General features: G+C 37.7%; 16 protein-coding genes and 2 pseudogenes. 15 read left to right on the top strand and 3 right to left on the bottom strand.

What is annotated here, in order from left to right; translation table 11 throughout:
- Positions 1–140 precede the first annotated feature (140 nt).
- From queC to queF, 4 genes and pseudogenes are all read left to right on the top strand, one after another.
- Positions 141–794, top strand: a pseudogene (gene queC / locus DQN23_RS05205) (7-cyano-7-deazaguanine synthase QueC).
- Positions 794–1,240 (top strand): 6-carboxytetrahydropterin synthase QueD, encoded by a 447-nt coding sequence (gene queD / locus DQN23_RS05200; protein ID WP_111712860.1) that lies wholly within the window; start codon positions 794–796, stop codon positions 1,238–1,240. Before queC ends, queD begins: the two are co-directional and overlap by 1 nt.
- Positions 1,233–1,952 (top strand): annotated as a pseudogene (queE, locus tag DQN23_RS05195) (7-carboxy-7-deazaguanine synthase QueE). The gene queD and the pseudogene queE overlap by 8 nt, the downstream one beginning before the upstream one ends.
- 149 nt (positions 1,953–2,101) lie before the next feature.
- Positions 2,102–2,593: a preQ(1) synthase gene (gene queF, locus DQN23_RS05190; RefSeq protein ID WP_058814005.1), complete on the top strand. Its 492-nt coding sequence runs from the start codon at positions 2,102–2,104 to the stop codon at positions 2,591–2,593.
- A 36-nt stretch (positions 2,594–2,629) separates the two neighbouring features.
- Here the strand turns inward: queF and DQN23_RS05185 are convergent, their stop codons facing one another.
- Positions 2,630–3,127, bottom strand: coding sequence for an HdeD family acid-resistance protein (locus tag DQN23_RS05185; protein ID WP_111712859.1), 498 nt, complete (start codon positions 3,125–3,127; stop codon positions 2,630–2,632).
- Positions 3,128–3,363: 236 nt separating this feature from the next.
- On the opposite strand from DQN23_RS05185, the gene gdhA reads away from it, so the two are divergent.
- From gdhA to DQN23_RS05140, 10 genes are all read left to right on the top strand, one after another.
- A complete protein-coding gene (gdhA, locus tag DQN23_RS05180; protein WP_043895060.1) occupies positions 3,364–4,713 on the top strand; it encodes an NADP-specific glutamate dehydrogenase in 1,350 nt (449 codons plus the stop codon).
- Between the two features lie 157 nt (positions 4,714–4,870).
- On the top strand, positions 4,871–5,185 hold the full coding sequence (locus DQN23_RS09290; RefSeq protein WP_233422855.1) for a hypothetical protein: 315 nt from the start codon (positions 4,871–4,873) through the stop codon (positions 5,183–5,185).
- Positions 5,167–5,379, top strand: coding sequence for a GNAT family N-acetyltransferase (locus DQN23_RS09285; RefSeq protein ID WP_228380533.1), 213 nt, complete (start codon positions 5,167–5,169; stop codon positions 5,377–5,379). The genes DQN23_RS09290 and DQN23_RS09285 overlap by 19 nt, the downstream gene beginning before the upstream one ends.
- Positions 5,376–5,786, top strand: coding sequence for a peptide deformylase (locus DQN23_RS05170; protein WP_111712858.1), 411 nt, complete (start codon positions 5,376–5,378; stop codon positions 5,784–5,786). Before DQN23_RS09285 ends, DQN23_RS05170 begins: the two co-directional genes overlap by 4 nt.
- 144 nt (positions 5,787–5,930) lie before the next feature.
- Complete coding sequence (locus DQN23_RS05165; protein WP_111712857.1) at positions 5,931–6,371, top strand: MarR family winged helix-turn-helix transcriptional regulator; 441 nt, start codon at positions 5,931–5,933, stop codon at positions 6,369–6,371.
- Positions 6,372–6,374: 3 nt separating this feature from the next.
- Positions 6,375–8,189, top strand: coding sequence for an ABC transporter ATP-binding protein (locus tag DQN23_RS05160; protein ID WP_020916924.1), 1,815 nt, complete (start codon positions 6,375–6,377; stop codon positions 8,187–8,189).
- Complete coding sequence (locus DQN23_RS05155) at positions 8,179–9,951, top strand: ABC transporter ATP-binding protein (protein WP_020916923.1); 1,773 nt, start codon at positions 8,179–8,181, stop codon at positions 9,949–9,951. Before DQN23_RS05160 ends, DQN23_RS05155 begins: the two co-directional genes overlap by 11 nt.
- Before the next feature lie 99 nt (positions 9,952–10,050).
- Positions 10,051–10,686 (top strand): GTP pyrophosphokinase, encoded by a 636-nt coding sequence (locus DQN23_RS05150; RefSeq protein WP_020916922.1) that lies wholly within the window; start codon positions 10,051–10,053, stop codon positions 10,684–10,686.
- Positions 10,687–10,688: 2 nt separating this feature from the next.
- A complete protein-coding gene (locus DQN23_RS05145; RefSeq protein WP_020916921.1) occupies positions 10,689–11,369 on the top strand; it encodes a response regulator transcription factor in 681 nt (226 codons plus the stop codon).
- An 8-nt stretch (positions 11,370–11,377) separates the two neighbouring features.
- Positions 11,378–12,604 (top strand): sensor histidine kinase, encoded by a 1,227-nt coding sequence (locus DQN23_RS05140; protein ID WP_020916920.1) that lies wholly within the window; start codon positions 11,378–11,380, stop codon positions 12,602–12,604.
- 41 nt (positions 12,605–12,645) lie between these two features.
- Here DQN23_RS05140 and DQN23_RS05135 read toward each other — a convergent pair whose 3' ends face one another.
- Together DQN23_RS05135 and DQN23_RS05130 are read right to left on the bottom strand one after the other, a co-directional pair.
- Entirely contained in the window at positions 12,646–13,491 is an 846-nt protein-coding gene (locus tag DQN23_RS05135) for an aldo/keto reductase (RefSeq protein ID WP_061407966.1), read from the bottom strand.
- Positions 13,492–13,552: 61 nt separating this feature from the next.
- A complete protein-coding gene (locus DQN23_RS05130) occupies positions 13,553–14,467 on the bottom strand; it encodes a LysR family transcriptional regulator (protein ID WP_111712856.1) in 915 nt (304 codons plus the stop codon).
- 586 nt (positions 14,468–15,053) lie between these two features.
- On the opposite strand from DQN23_RS05130, the gene DQN23_RS05120 reads away from it, so the two are divergent.
- The gene (locus DQN23_RS05120; protein WP_111712855.1) at positions 15,054–16,085 is read left to right on the top strand and encodes a uroporphyrinogen decarboxylase family protein; all 1,032 of its coding nucleotides are present in this window, start codon (positions 15,054–15,056) and stop codon (positions 16,083–16,085) included.
- Positions 16,086–16,131 lie beyond the last annotated feature (46 nt).

Here is a 16,131-nt window from a genome sequence, read left to right as displayed (position 1 = left end):
GATATGATTATTAAGTAATAATAACGATGTTTGAGAAAAGCCATCGCTAAAAAAACAGCCTAATGACTGAAATTAGCGCCCCTGTGGATTCCCATAGGGGCTTCTTCTTTGCCCAGATATATTAGAAAAGAGATATTGAAATGAAACGTCAACCAGCACTTGTCGGCTTTAGTGGCGGACAAGAGTCCACAACTTGCCTATTTTGGGCTTTAGAGCATTATGAACACGTCGAAACAGTGACTTTTAATTATGGTCAATGTCACAGTCTTGAAATCGAAGTTGCCAAACATATTGCTGCTGAGTAAGGTGTTAAAAATCACTTGCTTGATATGTCATTGCTTGGGCAATTAACGGAAAATGCATTGACACGTTATATTGAGATTGAAAATCCAGACGATGATGTGCCAAATACCTTTGTTGACGGGCGAAATCATTTGTTCTTATCATTTGCTGCAGTGCTTGCCAAACGACTTGGGATTACTGACATTATCACTGGGGTTTATGAAACAGACTTTTCAGGATACCCTGATTGTCGTGATACCTTTGTCAAATCACTTAATATGACTTTGAACCTTGCCATGGATTATAACTTTGTTATTCAAACTCCTCTCATGTGGCTTGATAAATCAGAAACTTGGGAATTGGCAAATAAACTTGGAAAATTTGACTACGTCCGTGAAAAAACTTTGACATGCTATAACGGTATCAAAGGAAGCGGTTGTGGGGAATGTCCATCATGCAAACTTCGTCAAGCAGGTCTTGAAAAATACTTGGCAAGAAGAGGTAAGACTTAATGTTTTTGGCTCCAAAGGAAATTAAAGAACCAGCTGGTGAATCACTGGCCTATTGTCCTCGACGCGTTATGGTTTCAAAGGAGTTCACTTTTGATTTGGCCCATCATTTGTTCAATTATGATGGCAAGTGTAAGGCGGTTCATGGACACATTTACCGTTTGAAAATTGCTGTTTCGGGTTGGTTTGATGAACGTGGCATATCAGTTGATTTTGGAGATATTAAGCAGATTTATAAAGAACATTTGGAGCCGCATTTGGACCATCGTTACCTTAATGAAAGCTTGCCTTATATGAATACAACGGCTGAAAATATGGTTTATTGGATTTTTGAGCAGGTAGCGAAGCATTTGCCAAAGGAACGTGAAATTAGAGTAGAATATGTCCATTTGTGTGAAACACCAAGTTCATATGCTGAGTTCAGAAGGGAGTGGCTTTTAGATGACTAAGCGTCCACTAATGATTCCTGTGCTAGAAATTTTCGGACCAACTTTTCAAGGAGAAGGATGAGCAATTGGTCAAAAGACCATGTTTGTCAGAACAGCTGTTTGTGATTATCACTGTGCTTGGTGTGACTCAGTTTTTACTTGGGATGGTTCAGAAAAGCCAAAACGTATGACTGCTGATGAAATTATTACAGAGCTAGATAAGTTGGGATCTTATGACTATGTAACTTTGTCAGGTGGTAATCCCTGTCTTTTAGGAGCTAAAGCTAATATGGGGGAATTGGTTGTTAAGTTAAAAGCGCGTGGTGTGACACTGGGGATTGAAACACAAGGGTCTCGTTGGCAGACTTGGCTAAAAGACATCGACCAAGTCACTCTTAGTCCAAAACCACCATCAAGCTAGATGACTGTGAATTTTGAAATACTTGATTTTATTGTGTCTCAGTTGGATGAAGACCAAGTCACTTTTAGAATTCCTGTCTTTAATGATGAGGATTTAACATTTGCTAAAATGATTCAAAAACGTTATCAGCCTGATGTTTTGTATTTATCGGCTGGAAATCCTGAACCACATGCTTCTGGAAATATTGTAGAAGCACAGCTTAATCGTCTACGTCAGCTTTGGGAAACAGTGGCAGCTGACACAGAATGGAAAAGTGTGCGAGTTTTGCCACAACTGCATACATTACTTTATGATAATAAACGTGGCGTTTAAAATGGAGATTTAAATGAATAAAGCGCAGCTTAATTGCTTACGCCGATTTGGGGAGAGCACTATAACCGATTCAAGTGGCAAAGCGTGCACGTCTTGCCACAATTATACTGATATTTGATAAGAAAAATGGAATTTAAAAGGAAATTTTAATGACTAGAACAGATGAAATGAAAAATTTAACCCTGCTGGGAAATCAAAATACCAAGTATAAATATGACTATGATCCAAGTATTCTTGAATCATTTGACAATCGTCATGTCGATAATGGTTACTCTATTAAATTCAATTGTCCTGAGTTTACCTCACTATGTCCGATTACAGGTCAGCCAGATTTTGCAACGATTTATCTCTCATATATTCCTGATAAACTTTGTGTCGAATCAAAATCATTGAAACTTTATCTATTTAGCTACCGTAATCATGGTGATTTCCATGAAAATTGTATCAACACCATTGGTAAAGACTTGATTGATTTACTGCAACCACGTTATCTTAAGGTTTGGGGAAAATTCACTCCACGTGGTGGCTTGTCAATCGATCCGTATTTTAACTACGGAAAACCTGGTACCAAGTATGAAAAAATGGCAGATTACCGCTTGATGAACCACGATTTGTATCCAGGAACCATTGATAATCGCTAAAAAATAACCCTCGTATTTTTCCGAGGGTTTTGTTGATTACAATTTAAATGAAAAACTAATACCAGAAACGCCGACAGCCACTAGAAGAAGACCTGCCAAACGACCAACAAAGATAGCTGACAAAGTTGGATTAAATAGGAGGAATATTCCCAGAAGAATGGCAAGAACAGCTGAACCTAAGAAACGATTGGCATCAAAGAATCCAGCTTTTTTCATTTGAAAACCACCAATCAAACGTAAAATACCACTAATTAAAATCCAATAAGCAACAATGGTCATAACAGCATTTGATAGAGACATAACTGAGCTAGATAGCAGGATAATCCCAAAAACAATGGACAAGATACCTTGTAGCAAGTACCAAAGTGAACGATTAACGCTACTTGAATACATAAAGAGACTTGTGAATCCAGACAAGAAAATAATAATGGCGATAATCCAACCAATCATGGCTGTAGTCGTGAAGGGATGAATAAAGAGAAAAAGTCCGATAATTAGGGCGATAATCCCTGACCAAAGTGATAAACCTTTCATAATGTTACCTCCTATATTGTCACCTTAATCATACCACAAATCACGAAAAAAAGATTGTTAGAAGTTATAGATTAGAGAGTTAGAAAAAAACTAAGTGACATAAGATGTAATGTTTTATAACATCAAAATAAAATTTTTTTAGAAAAGTTACTGTAAATGCTTGACAGAAATATTCAGAAAATTTATAGTATTTAATGTAATACAAAATTACAATCACGTTTATGGAGGACATATATATGACAACAGGTAAAGAGTATGTAGCTGGCGTCTTTGAAAAAGTGAAAGCTCTTAATGCTCATGAGCCCGAATTTCTACAAGCTGTAGAAGAAGTGTTTGAATCACTGGTTCCAGTGTTTGATAAATATCCTAAATACGTTGAAGAAAATCTTCTTGAACGTTTGGTAGAACCTGAACGCATTGTTTCTTTCCGTGTTCCTTGGGTTGACGACAAGGGTCAAGTTCAAGTGAACCGTGGTTTCCGTGTTCAGTTCTCATCTGCTATTGGTCCTTATAAAGGTGGTCTTCGTTTTCACCCATCAGTAAACCAATCCATTATCAAATTCCTTGGTTTCGAACAAATCTTTAAAAACTCATTGACTGGTCAACCTATCGGTGGTGGTAAAGGTGGTTCAAACTTTGATCCTAAAGGTAAATCAGACAAGGAAATTATGCGTTTCTGCCAAAGCTTTATGACAGAGTTGAGCAAACACATTGGTGCTGACACTGACGTTCCAGCTGGTGATATCGGTGTTGGTGGACGTGAAATTGGTTATCTTTACGGTCAATACAAACGACTTCGTAATGAATACACAGGAGTTCTTACTGGTAAAGGACTTACTTACGGAGGTTCTCTTGCACGTACCGAAGCAACTGGTTACGGTGCTGTTTACTTCGCTGAGCAAATGCTTAAAGCTCGCGGTGAAGACTTCGCTGGTAAAGTAGCTCTTGTATCAGGTTCAGGTAACGTTGCTATTTACGCAACTGAAAAACTTCAATCACTTGGTGCTAAAGTCGTTGCTGTTTCAGATTCATCAGGTTATGTTTATGATCCGGAAGGTATCGATGTTCCACTTCTCAAACAATTGAAAGAAGTAGAACGTGCACGTATCGTGAAATATGCTGAAGCTCGTCCAAGTGCAACTTTCACACCTGCTAACGAAGGGACTATCTGGTCAATCAAAGCAGACCTTGCCTTCCCATGTGCTACACAAAATGAAATCAATGCTGAACAAGCTAAAATGCTTGTTGACAATGGTGTCATTGCTGTTACTGAAGGTGCAAACATGCCTTCAACATTGGAAGCTATCGAAGTTTTCCAAAAAGCTGGTGTTTCATTTGGTCCTGCCAAAGCAGCCAACGCAGGTGGTGTAGCTGTTTCAGCGCTTGAAATGGCACAAAATAGCCAACGTACACCTTGGTCTTTCGAGGAAGTAGATGCTAAACTTTACAACATCATGAAAGGCATTTACGAAAATACTGCAGCTGCAGCCAAAGAATTTGATGCAGAAGGTAACCTTGTTGTTGGTGCCAATATTGCTGGATTCCTTAAAGTTGCTGAAGCAATGTCAGCACAAGGTATTGTTTAACATATTACCTTAGAACCGTACAGACGGATCCAACAAGCCATTTTGTCTTAAATTAATTCTCTAATATCAAATAACTGAATCGAGCTCACCTAGGTGGGCTCTTTTGGTTGCTTGAAAAATTTGCTATAATGTTTTTAGTGAAAGAGAGGTTCTTCTTATGATTGAAGTGAGAGAAGTAACTGTTAAAGATGCTAAAAATCTGCTTGAATTTAGTAATCAGGTTGGTTCGGAAACAGACAATCTTTCCTATGGTAGTGAAGGGATGGGACCTTCTGTTGCTGAGGAAGAGAAAATCTTAGTAAAATTTCAAAATGCCAAGACATCTTATTTTTTATTAACTGAAGGAAATGGCCAAATTGTTGGAACTTGCAATTGTAGAAGTTTTCGAAAAAAACGTTTATCACACCGCGCAGAAATTGGAATTGCAGTTAAAAAAACTATTGGAATAGAGGCATTGGCCGTAAACTCTTAACACGCTTAATCAATCTTAGTCGACAATCTGGTCTTAAAATTCTCTCACTTGAAGTTCGGACTGATAACAAGGGTGCTATTCACCTTTATGAAAGTTTAGGTTTTCGTAGGATTGGAACCCTTGAAGGCTTTATGGAAATTGATGGCGAGTCTATCGATTTTGACATTATGGAATTATTTTTGGAGAAATCATGATTAGAGAAATTGTAAAAGATATCTTTTTTTTGGCGCAAAAATCGCAAGAAGCTACAAAAGATGACTTGTATCTAGCCCAAGATTTACAGGATACTTTAAATGCGAATCGAGCTAACTGCATTGGAATGGCAGCGAATATGATTGGTGTTAAAAAACGCGTGATTATTGTCAATATGGGCTTGGCAGATTTGGTGATGTTTAATCCAGTTATGACGAATAAATCTCTTCCTTTTGACACTGAAGAGTCTTGTCTATCACTTTTAGGCTCTCGTCCTACGCGACGTTACCAAAAAATCGATGTTACTTTTATGGATAAGAATTGGAATAAACAAAGCTTAACGTTGACTGGTTTAGCAGCACAAATTTGTCAGCATGAACTAGACCATTTAGAAGGTATTATCATCTAGAAAAGTTGTTAGTGCAGCTTTTCTTTTTTTACTGGTTAAAAAATAATTGCCCTAAGAACTTTTTTCTTGACATTAGTTCTCATAAGAACTACAATATATTTTACAAGAATAAATCTTGAAAAATTTTCAGAAAGTGATGAAAAAATGCGAGACAAAGATTTGTTTTCACAATTTAGATACTTTATTAATTTGATGGAGAATCGGGTACATGAGCTCGGTGGGCAGCATGGTGTTGAAAATCTCGCTGGTCCGCAGGGATTTGCAGTTCTTTATTTACGTGAGAATGAAGACAAAGAAGTTTTCATCAAGGACATTGAACGTAAGCTTAAGATTTCAAAATCTGTGACCAGTAATTTGATTAAACGAATGGAGAAGAATGGCTTTATTGAGGTGGTTCCGTCGGAGGTTGATAAGCGTTATAAGCGTGTCGTCTTGACTGAGCTGGGTAAAGCAAAATCCAAAGGCATCGATGCTTTTCATACTGCTATTCATAAGCAAATTTTTGATGGTATTAGCCGTGAAGAGCTAGAAATTTCTGGTCGTGTTTTTGATCGTATTTTGAAAAACTTAGAAAACAAGGAGTAACGCATGTTAAAAATTTTTAAACGTTTAACGGCAAAAGAAATCATCATGATGATTATTGCCGTCTTATTTGTGTGTTTGAATGTTTTCTTGGATTTAAAAATTCCAGATTACATGTCTGATATCACATCTTTACTCTCAACTCAAGGAACAAAAGCAAAAGATATTTTTGCTTGGAATCTAGATGCCCCAGGTATGCGTATGGTCTTGCTTTCTTTAGGAAGTTTTGCAGCCTCTGTGGTTGTCGGATTCTTAGCCGCACGCATCGCAGCAAGTTTCAGTACGCGTTTGCGTGATGATATTTTCCATAGTGTTTTGGACTTTTCAGATGCGGAAATTAAGAAATTTTCAATTCCAAGTCTTTTAACACGTACAACAAATGACATTACTCAAATTCAGTTGGTCTTTACCATGGGACTTCAAGTTATTACCAAAGGACCAATTATGGCAATCTGGGCTATTACGAAGATTGCTGATAAAAACCATGAGTGGTTGATGGTGCTGGTTGTAGCAGTGGCTGTCATGATTTTAATGTTGATTTTCTTGCTCATGATGGTAATGCCAAAACAACGCATGATTCAAAAATTAACGGATAAATTGAACAGTATTACACGTGAATCTTTGACTGGTATTCGTGTTGTTCGTGCTTACAATGCCGAAAGTTATCAAGATGGTAAATTTGCTAAAGCCAATGATAACGTGACAAACTTTAACCTCTTTATCAACCGTTCAATGGCTTTGATGTCACCAGTCATGACAAGTATTTCAAGCGGGATGACTTTGGCAATTTATTGGATTGGTGCTTTCCTGATTGAAGATATTGCTATTCCAAAAGACCCAACTAAGATTGCTGGTGCCATGCAAGATAAGGTAAATATCTTCTCAGATATGGTGGTTTATTCCTCATATGCCATGCAAGTTGTTATTGGTTTTATGATGATGATTATCGTTTTCTTCATTCTTCCCCGTGCGGTTGTCGCTGCAGGTCGTATTAATGAAGTCTTGGATACGAAGCCATCTGTTACTTATCCTGAAGAAAGTAAAGCTCAGCCGGCCGAAAAAGGTTCTGTTGAATTTGATGACGTGTCTTTCCGCTACAGCGAGCATTCGGAAGCTGTTTTGGAACATGTTTCCTTTAAGGCTAAAGCAGGTGATACGGTTGCCTTTATCGGATCAACAGGTTCTGGTAAATCTACTCTAGTTAATTTGATTCCTCGTTTCTATGATGCAAGTGAAGGAACAATCAAAGTTGACGGTGTTGACGTTCGTGATTACGATCATGACACCCTTCACAAGATTGTTGGTTACATTCCGCAAAAAGCTGTGCTCTTTAGTGGAGACATTGCTTCAAATATGGACATGGGTGACAGCAATAGTTCACCGCTTGATGATGATAAGATGTGGGAAGCACTTGATTTGGCACAAGGTAAAGATTTCGTTGAAAGTAAAGAGGGTCAACTAAAAGCTAAAGTCTCCCAAGGTGGTCAAAACTTCTCAGGTGGTCAAAAACAACGCTTGGCGATTGCGCGTGCCCTTGCTCGTAAACCTGAAATTATCATCTTTGATGATTCATTCTCAGCGCTTGATTATAAGACTGACCGAATCCTTCGTTCTCAATTGAAAGAACGTACAGCTGACATGACTAAGTTGATTGTTGCCCAACGTATTTCAACAATCATGGATGCTGATCAGATCTTAGTCTTGGATGAAGGTAAAGTAGTTGGTCAAGGTACTCACGAAGAATTGCTTGCAAATAATGAAGTTTATCGTGAAATTGCCTATTCACAATTATCTAAGGAGGAATTAGAAAATGGAAAATAAGAAAAAAGTATCCTTCTATGGCAGAATGGAGCCATACATTAAAGGTTTCCAATTTCCATTTATCCTTGCGGTAATTGGAGCCATTATTTCAGCGACTGTTACTGTTATTGGTCCTGATAAATTAAAAGAAATTACAAATACCATTATGAAAGGCTTGACACCAACTAAAATGGGGACTATCCCTGGTGTTGACCTAGATAAGGTTGGGCAAATTGCTTTAACTCTTGCTATTTTATATGTGATTTCTGCAGTTATTGGTTATATTCAAAACTTTACAGTAGCTACCATCGTTCAACGTTTCTCTCAACGTTTGCGTGCAGCTATCCAAGTTAAAATTGACCGTGTGCCGCTAAATTATTTTGATAGTCATTCACAAGGGGATACTCTTTCTCGTGTGACAAATGACGTGGATTTGCTTGGTCAGTCTCTTAACCAAAGTTTGGGAACATTGGTCACTTCAGTAGTACTTTTGATTGGTTCGATTTTCATGATGTTCCATTCAAATGTCAGCATGGCACTAACAGCAATTGGTTCGGTCTTTATCGGATTCTTGCTAGTTGTTGTGATTATGGGGTCATCACAACCCTTGTTTAAACGCCAACAAAATAACTTGGCAGCAGTTAATGGTTATGTCGAAGAAATCTATTCTGGCCATAATGTAGTGACAAGCTATAACGCTTCTGAAGAAACTAGCCAAGCATTTAAAATTCTTAACACAAATCTCTATAAATCAATGTGGCAATCGCAATTCTTATCAGGTATTATGATGCCGCTCATGATTTTCATTGGTAACTTTGGTTATGTGATGGTCTGTGTAGTTGGTGCGGTTAAGGTGATTAATGGCGATATTACCATGGGTGATGTGGTTGCTTTTATGAGTTACGTGCGTATTTTCTCACAACCTCTTTCTCAAATTGCTCAAGCTTTCACACAAATGCAATCAGCAACAGCCGCTATGAGTCGTGTTTTTGAATTTCTTGAAGAAGAGGAAATGGAAGATGAATCACACAAAGAACGTCAATTGTCTGATGTTAAAGGTGAAGTTACTTTTGATAATGTCTTCTTTGGTTATTCTAGAGATAAAACCATTATCCATGATTTCTCTGCCGTGGCAAAACCTGGTCAAAAGGTTGCTATCGTTGGACCAACTGGTGCTGGTAAGACAACCATCGTTAACCTTCTTATGAAATTCTATGAAATTGATAAAGGTCAAATTGCTATCGATGGTGTTGACACACGTTTGATGTCACGAGAAGAAGTCCATGACCAATTTGCAATGGTACTTCAAGATACTTGGTTGTTTGAAGGTACAATCAAAGAAAACTTGATTTACAACCAAGAAAATATCACTAATGAACAAGTAGTAGCAGCAGCTAAAGCAGTTGGTGTTCACCACTTTATCATGACGCTTCCTGATGGCTATGACACATACCTTGATGACTCTGTTACCCTTTCAATCGGTCAAAAACAACTCTTGACCATTGCGCGTGCCCTCTTGAAAGATGCTCCGCTTCTTATTCTAGATGAAGCAACATCATCAGTCGATACACGTACGGAAGAATTGATTCAAAAAGCCATGGATAAATTGATGGAAGGTCGTACCTCGTTTGTCATTGCTCACCGTTTATCAACGATTAAAAATGCTGACTTAATCCTTGTGATGAAAGATGGTAACATCATCGAGCAAGGAAATCATGATGAGTTGATGACAGAAGGTGGCTTCTATGCTGACCTTTACAACTCACAGTTTGAAGTAGCTTAAAAAAGAGACCTAATGGTCTCTTTTTTGATAGGAAGTTTGATTTATCCTTATTTTAAGATAATTTGCTATAATGGCAGTAACATCTAGTTAGGAAAAATTATGACAGAATCTATCTATGGGAAATACGCTGATTACCTGTCTTTGATTTTAGAAGACTTTAGCCAGCGTATTCAAGAAAAAAATGACCTGACCAAGAAAGAGACAGGTTATAAGTTATTTGAGCATTTGATTTCACGTGTTAAAACACCTGAAAGTATGGTGGAAAAGTGCCAACGAAAGGGTTTTGAAATCTCAACGGAGTCAGCACTAAGACAAATTCGTGACAGTATCGGTTTACGTATTGTTTGTGGTTTTGTCGATGACATTTACCGCTTGGTTGATGTGATTCATTCTTTTGAAGATTGCAGGATTGTTGGTGAAAAAGACTACATCAAAAATGCTAAACCAAATGGCTATCGCTCATATCACATGATTGTAGAAGTAGAGACACCATATCCTGACTGTCTTGGGAATGAGCAGGGCTCATACTTCATTGAAATTCAGCTTCGCACCATTGCTATGGATTCTTGGGCGAGCCTAGAACATCAGATGAAATACAAGCATGACATCAAAGATCCAAAACGTATTGTGCGTGAGTTAAAACGCTGTGCTGATGAATTGGCTTCCTGCGATTTGACTATGCAAACCATTCGCAATTTGATTCAGGAAAGTTCTCAGGTTGAAGGAGACGACTAATTATGAAAGTACTTATAGCAGAAGACGAAGTTCAGATGAACCGTGTGTTGACAACCGCCCTTACGCATGAAGGCTATGAAGTTGATTCGGTTTTTGATGGGCAAGCAGCTGTTGATAAAGCCAAGGAAAATGCCTATGATGTTATGGTCATGGACATTATGATGCCAAGAAAAACAGGGATTCAGGCTGTGCAAGAAATCCGTCAAACTGGTAATCAATCTCATATCGTCATGCTAACAGCTATGGCTGAAATTGATGACCGTGTGACAGGGCTTGATGCAGGTGCGGATGATTATCTTACTAAACCATTTTCGCTAAAAGAATTGCTTGCGCGCCTTCGCTCGATGTCACGTCGAGTGGATACTAACTTTACATCGAATATTTTAAAACTGGGAAGCGTCACTCTAAATGTTGGTGAACAGGAATTGGCTAGTCAAAATACCATTCGCTTAGCAGGAAAAGAAGCTAAGATGCTTGAGTTTTTCATGTTAAACCCTGGCAAGAAACTCTCAACTAAGCAGCTTTTCAATCATGTCTGGGCAAATGATAAAGACGATCCCGATATTGATGAAGGTTATGTTTTTATTTACGTTTCCTATCTTCGCCAAAAACTTCAATCTGTTGGAGCAAATCTTGTGATTGAAGGAGAAGACATGGGTGATTATGAATTGAAAGAATTGTAGGTGGCGTTATGTTTCGTAAACTTCGTCTACGTTTTATTGCCATTGCCTCTCTCGCCATTTTAATTGTGCTATTTTCGGTTGTTGGTGTTTTGAATTCGGCTCGCCATGTTCAGACTGTTGATGAGATTAATAAAATTTTGACTCTCCTTTCTGATAATGGTGGAAGTTTTCCTAGTATTTCAAAGACAACAAGTGAGCTAGGAGACACTGTATCAGTAGACACTCTTTTTCAATACCGTTATTTTAGTGCCAAAATGGACCATGATGGCAATATCATCTCCTTAAATTCTAGTAATATTTCTGATTTGACGGACCAAGAAGTCAAAGAATTTTTGGAAAGAATCAGTCATTCTAAGGATACGAGAGGGGACTTTTCTTATCACCACCACACTTATTCTTACATGATGTCTCAGACTAGTCGTCGTAGCGATTTAATCGTGGTACTAGATTCGACTAATCAATTTAGAGATAATATGACTCTGGTGCATTTGTCGATTTGGATGTCAGGGATTAGTTTTATTTTTTTTGTCTTGGTGATTTCGATTGTGTCTGGCAAGGTGATTAAGCCATTTATTCGCAATTATGAGCGGCAACGTCGTTTTATCACCAATGCAGGGCATGAATTGAAGACGCCTCTTGCTATCATTTCAGCTAACAATGAACTGGTTGAGTTGATGAATGGTGAGTCAGAGTGGACAAAAAGCACTAATGATCAAGTGGAACGAATGACAGGCTTGATTAATGGCTTGGTAGCCATGGCACGCTTGGAAGAACAACCTGAGTTAGTTCTTACCAATGTGAATTTTTCAGACATTACTAGAGATGCTGCCGAAGACTTTAAAGGACCAGTTATTAAGGATGGCAAGGAATTTGTCATGGACATTCAGCCAAATATTCATGTTAAGGCTGAAGAAAAATCGTTGTTTGAACTTGTTACGCTTTTGGTTGATAATGCCAATAAATATTGTGACCCAGCTGGCAAGGTTTCGGTGACCCTAAGCAAGAACAGATTGTCAAAAGCCAAACTTGAAATCTCTAATACTTACACCAAAGGAAAAGATTTTGATTATACGAAATTCTTTGAGCGATTTTACCGAGAAGATGAGTCGCACAATAACAAAACTTCGGGTTATGGCATTGGTTTATCAATGGCACAAACTATGGTCAAACTTTTAAAGGGCAATATCTCTGTGACATATAAAGACGATACTATCACATTTGTGGTGAGTTTGTAAATAAGACAAACAAAAAAGGCAGCAATCTTGCTGCCTTAATTTTATGCTTTATAACCTGATAGGCGTTTGACTTGTTCGATGCTTTCACTTGGTCCATAGTTGTTTGGGAAACGGTCGAGTTTTGCGATGGTATCAAGGTCATTTTGGCTGAGCTCAAAATCAAAAACTTTGAAGTTTTGTCTGATACGATCGAGGTGAACAGATTTTGGAATAGTCAAAATATCATTTTGAAGTTGCCAGCGAAGAATGACTTGAGCAGCGGTTTTACCATATTTTTCAGCAATGCTGTTTAGGGTAACGTCCTTGAAGATATCATCCTTTCCTTGGTTAAATGGACTCCAAGCTTGTGTTGCTATACCAAATTCTGCATTAGCCTTGCGAAGTAAGTTTTGTTGTTTGTAAGGATGAAGTTCAATCTGGTTGAGGGTTGGAACAATTTCAGTATTTAAGGCAAAATCAGCGATGCGTCCAGTTGAGAAATTGGAAACACCAATTGCTCGAATGCGACCTTCTTTATAAAGGTCGGCCATGGCACGCCAGGCACCGTGTGTATCACCATATGGTTGGTGAATGAGATAGAGGTCAAGGTAATCAGTACCGAGTTTTTTAAGACTTTCTTCAAAAGCTTTTTTGGTTTCGTCATAGCCAAGCTGATTAATCCAAGCTTTTGTAGTGATGAAAATCTCTTCTCGTTTGAGACCAGAAGCTTTGATAGCTTGACCAACGGCTTCTTCGTTTTTGTAAAGAGCAGCAGTATCGATAAGACGGTAGCCGACTTCAAGAGCATCTTCAACAGATTTTTGACACTCAGCTTGGTCGAAAATTTGCCAAACACCAAATCCCAATTTTGGAATTTCGACACCATTATTTAAAGTTTTATATTCCATGTTAATTCTCCTTTTTTCCTTGATTCTAGCATAAAAGGCTTTCATGTTAAAAAAATTTGTCTCAAACTATGTTGCTATGGTCAGCGAATTCATTTAAACTAAGTTTGATTTCATTGATAAAATATTGGCTGATTGGCGCCAATTTTTTCTTCTTATTGGTCACATAACCAAGCGTGTGCTTTGGACTGTTTTTTAGAGGAATAAGAACAATTTGATTTCGAACAAAGCTATTGACAATTCCAAGACCAGAAGCGTAAGCATCGGTTGCACACAACAAATTCATCACAGTTCCACGGTCATTGCTGTAGAGAATGCGTTGTTGGTTATGAATATCAAGAACATCTTCATCAAAATTCAGTCCAGACTGTTCTTGACGAAAGCGTATTTGATTATAGCCTTTTAAGTCTGTTGCTGAAATGACAGATTTGTGAGCCAAAGGGTGGTCGCGTCTAAGAAAAATACGTGTTGGAAAGTCACCAAGTGAAGTGAACTCGAGTTCATGGTGCTCGAGAGCTGATTTTAAAATATGCTTATTTTCATCATCTAGATAAATAATTCCCACATCAGCTTCAAAAGATGCTACGCTGTCTAAGATTTTTTTAGTACTTGTTTCGATGGTTTGAAATTCTTGGTAGTCATGTTTGAATTCTTGAGCGACTTTGGCAAGGGGAATTGATAAGAAGTCATAGTGATGAGAAGCAACCGTAAAGCTCTTTTTGAATTGGTCATGATAGCGTTGTTGCAACAAATCTAGCTCACCAATGATACGTTTGGCGTATTTCAAAAAATCATGCCCGTCCTCTGTTAAACGCGTTCCCGTGTTTGAGCGAGTAAACAATTGAACACCAAGCTCATTTTCCAAATCCTTGATAGAACATGACAAGTTGGGCTGAGTCATATATAATTCCTTGGCAGCCTGACTAAAAGACCCCACACGAGCGACGACTTCGACATAACGACATTGTTGGAAATTCATAAAACATCATCCCTTCTTGAAATAATTGATATTATTATAATTGAATTAAATTAAAAAATCAGCAATATTCTGATAAAAATATTTAAAGTCTTGATAAGAAAATCCTATAGCCAGTGATAAAACAATCTAATCATTAACCAATATTATGGCTAGCCATAAAAAATAAAGATTTTTCAAATGTGTGAAAGCTTGCTACAATGAGCCTAGAAAGCTTCTCGGAGGTGATGTGTTAATGCTCTTTATAGAAAAGCGCTTAAGAAATAGTTCAATCGTTGTTACAATTGTTCTTGTAATATCTCTTCTAATATTTTTTAAATATTCTTCCTTCAAAGCCTATCAAACTAATAAAATCTCTTCACATATTGAAAAGGAAGATATTGTTTTTTTAGATAGTCTAAGAAATTTAACACATCTACCTTACGAGTAAAGGAAGCTGGGATAAAAGTGCTCAGCTTCTTTTTTTGTGTCATCATAATTTTTAAGGTCATAACTAATCTTTATGGCCAAGCATAAATAAAATAGATTTTTCAAGTTTTCTAAAGCGTGATAGTATAATTGCCATACCAATTGCAAAGGAGATGACATTATGACAACAAAAAGAGAATGGGTTTTACAGGCATTTAAGAATGAATCAGTTGACAAGGTTCCAGTCGGCTTCTGGCATCACTTTACAACTGATGAGGAACGAAGTGATGGTTTTAATCCAGAAATTTTTAATAAAAATATTACTGGTCACAAAAAATTTATCGCTGACGTTAATCATGATTTTGTCAAAATCATGAGTGATGGTTTCTTCACTTATCCAAACGAACAAATTCGTGAAGGAATTACTTCCATTAAAGAACTCGAAGGTATCACATCAATCGGTGAAAATCATCCATGGATTGAAAAGCAAATTGAGCTCGCTAAAAAAATCCGTGACGATTTTCCTGAAGATATTGCCTCTTTTTATAATATTTTTGCCCCCGCGACTTATCTCAAATGGCATCTCGCAGGAAAAGGTGGTAATGGTGATACGATTATCGAAAATTTTATCAAAGAAGATGCTGAGTTGACTAAGACAGTTCTTGATGTGATTGCCTTTGATATTGGCTTATTAACGAAACGTTTGATTGAAGAAGTAGGTGTTGATGGCATTTATCTCAGTGTTCAAAATTTGCAAGACTCACGATTGAGTCGTAAGGAATATGACCATGTTATTAAGCCAGGTGAACTTCATATCTTGAATCGAGCTATTAGCTCAGGTGGCACAAATATTCTTCACATTTGCGGTTACGAAGGTGCGACAAATGACATTGCTTACTATACTGGTTATCCTGCTGATGTGATTAATTGGGCTGTTGAATTGGAAGGTGTTAGTTTATCAGAAGGTCGTGAGTTATTTGGCGGGAAGACCGTTCTTGGCGGATTTAGAAATACCGAAAATGACTTGCTTTATCAAGGCAGCAAAGAAGCGATTCAAAATAAAGTTAGAGAAATTCTCGATGAAACAGGTCGAAAAGGTGTAGTTATTGGAGCTGACTGCACAGTGCCAAATGACATTGCAGCTGAGCGTATTGCTTGGGTCAAAGAAGCCGTCGCAGATGAACTTGTCCTCAAAGAAGCAGTCGGATTTTAGAGATTTCAGAAATCAAGGAAAGTTTTAGGTAAAAAGAAAAAGGAGA

The sequence above is a fragment of the Streptococcus lutetiensis genome (assembly GCF_900475675.1).
GTDB lineage: Bacteria > Bacillota > Bacilli > Lactobacillales > Streptococcaceae > Streptococcus > Streptococcus lutetiensis.
Note: the sequence above shows the minus strand (reverse complement) of the source record. Positions and strands in the feature narration are given on the sequence as shown.

Bases quoted from the DNA above. Each gene is read 5' to 3' on its own strand.
- DQN23_RS05160 (WP_020916924.1), top strand. From the start codon at position 6,375: ATGTTAAAAATTTTTAAACGTTTAACGGCAAAAGAAATCATCATGATG.
- DQN23_RS05165 (WP_111712857.1), top strand. From the start codon at position 5,931: ATGCGAGACAAAGATTTGTTTTCACAATTTAGATACTTTATTAATTTG.
- DQN23_RS05150 (WP_020916922.1), top strand. From the start codon at position 10,051: ATGACAGAATCTATCTATGGGAAATACGCTGATTACCTGTCTTTGATT.
- DQN23_RS05140 (WP_020916920.1), top strand. From the start codon at position 11,378: ATGTTTCGTAAACTTCGTCTACGTTTTATTGCCATTGCCTCTCTCGCC.
- DQN23_RS05185 (WP_111712859.1), bottom strand. From the start codon at position 3,127: ATGAAAGGTTTATCACTTTGGTCAGGGATTATCGCCCTAATTATCGGA.
- gdhA (WP_043895060.1), top strand. From the start codon at position 3,364: ATGACAACAGGTAAAGAGTATGTAGCTGGCGTCTTTGAAAAAGTGAAA.
- DQN23_RS09290 (WP_233422855.1), top strand. From the start codon at position 4,871: ATGATTGAAGTGAGAGAAGTAACTGTTAAAGATGCTAAAAATCTGCTT.
- DQN23_RS05120 (WP_111712855.1), top strand. From the start codon at position 15,054: ATGACAACAAAAAGAGAATGGGTTTTACAGGCATTTAAGAATGAATCA.
- DQN23_RS05135 (WP_061407966.1), bottom strand. From the start codon at position 13,491: ATGGAATATAAAACTTTAAATAATGGTGTCGAAATTCCAAAATTGGGA.
- DQN23_RS05130 (WP_111712856.1), bottom strand. From the start codon at position 14,467: ATGAATTTCCAACAATGTCGTTATGTCGAAGTCGTCGCTCGTGTGGGG.
- queF (WP_058814005.1), top strand. From the start codon at position 2,102: ATGACTAGAACAGATGAAATGAAAAATTTAACCCTGCTGGGAAATCAA.
- DQN23_RS05155 (WP_020916923.1), top strand. From the start codon at position 8,179: ATGGAAAATAAGAAAAAAGTATCCTTCTATGGCAGAATGGAGCCATAC.
- DQN23_RS05145 (WP_020916921.1), top strand. From the start codon at position 10,689: ATGAAAGTACTTATAGCAGAAGACGAAGTTCAGATGAACCGTGTGTTG.
- queD (WP_111712860.1), top strand. From the start codon at position 794: ATGTTTTTGGCTCCAAAGGAAATTAAAGAACCAGCTGGTGAATCACTG.
- DQN23_RS05170 (WP_111712858.1), top strand. From the start codon at position 5,376: ATGATTAGAGAAATTGTAAAAGATATCTTTTTTTTGGCGCAAAAATCG.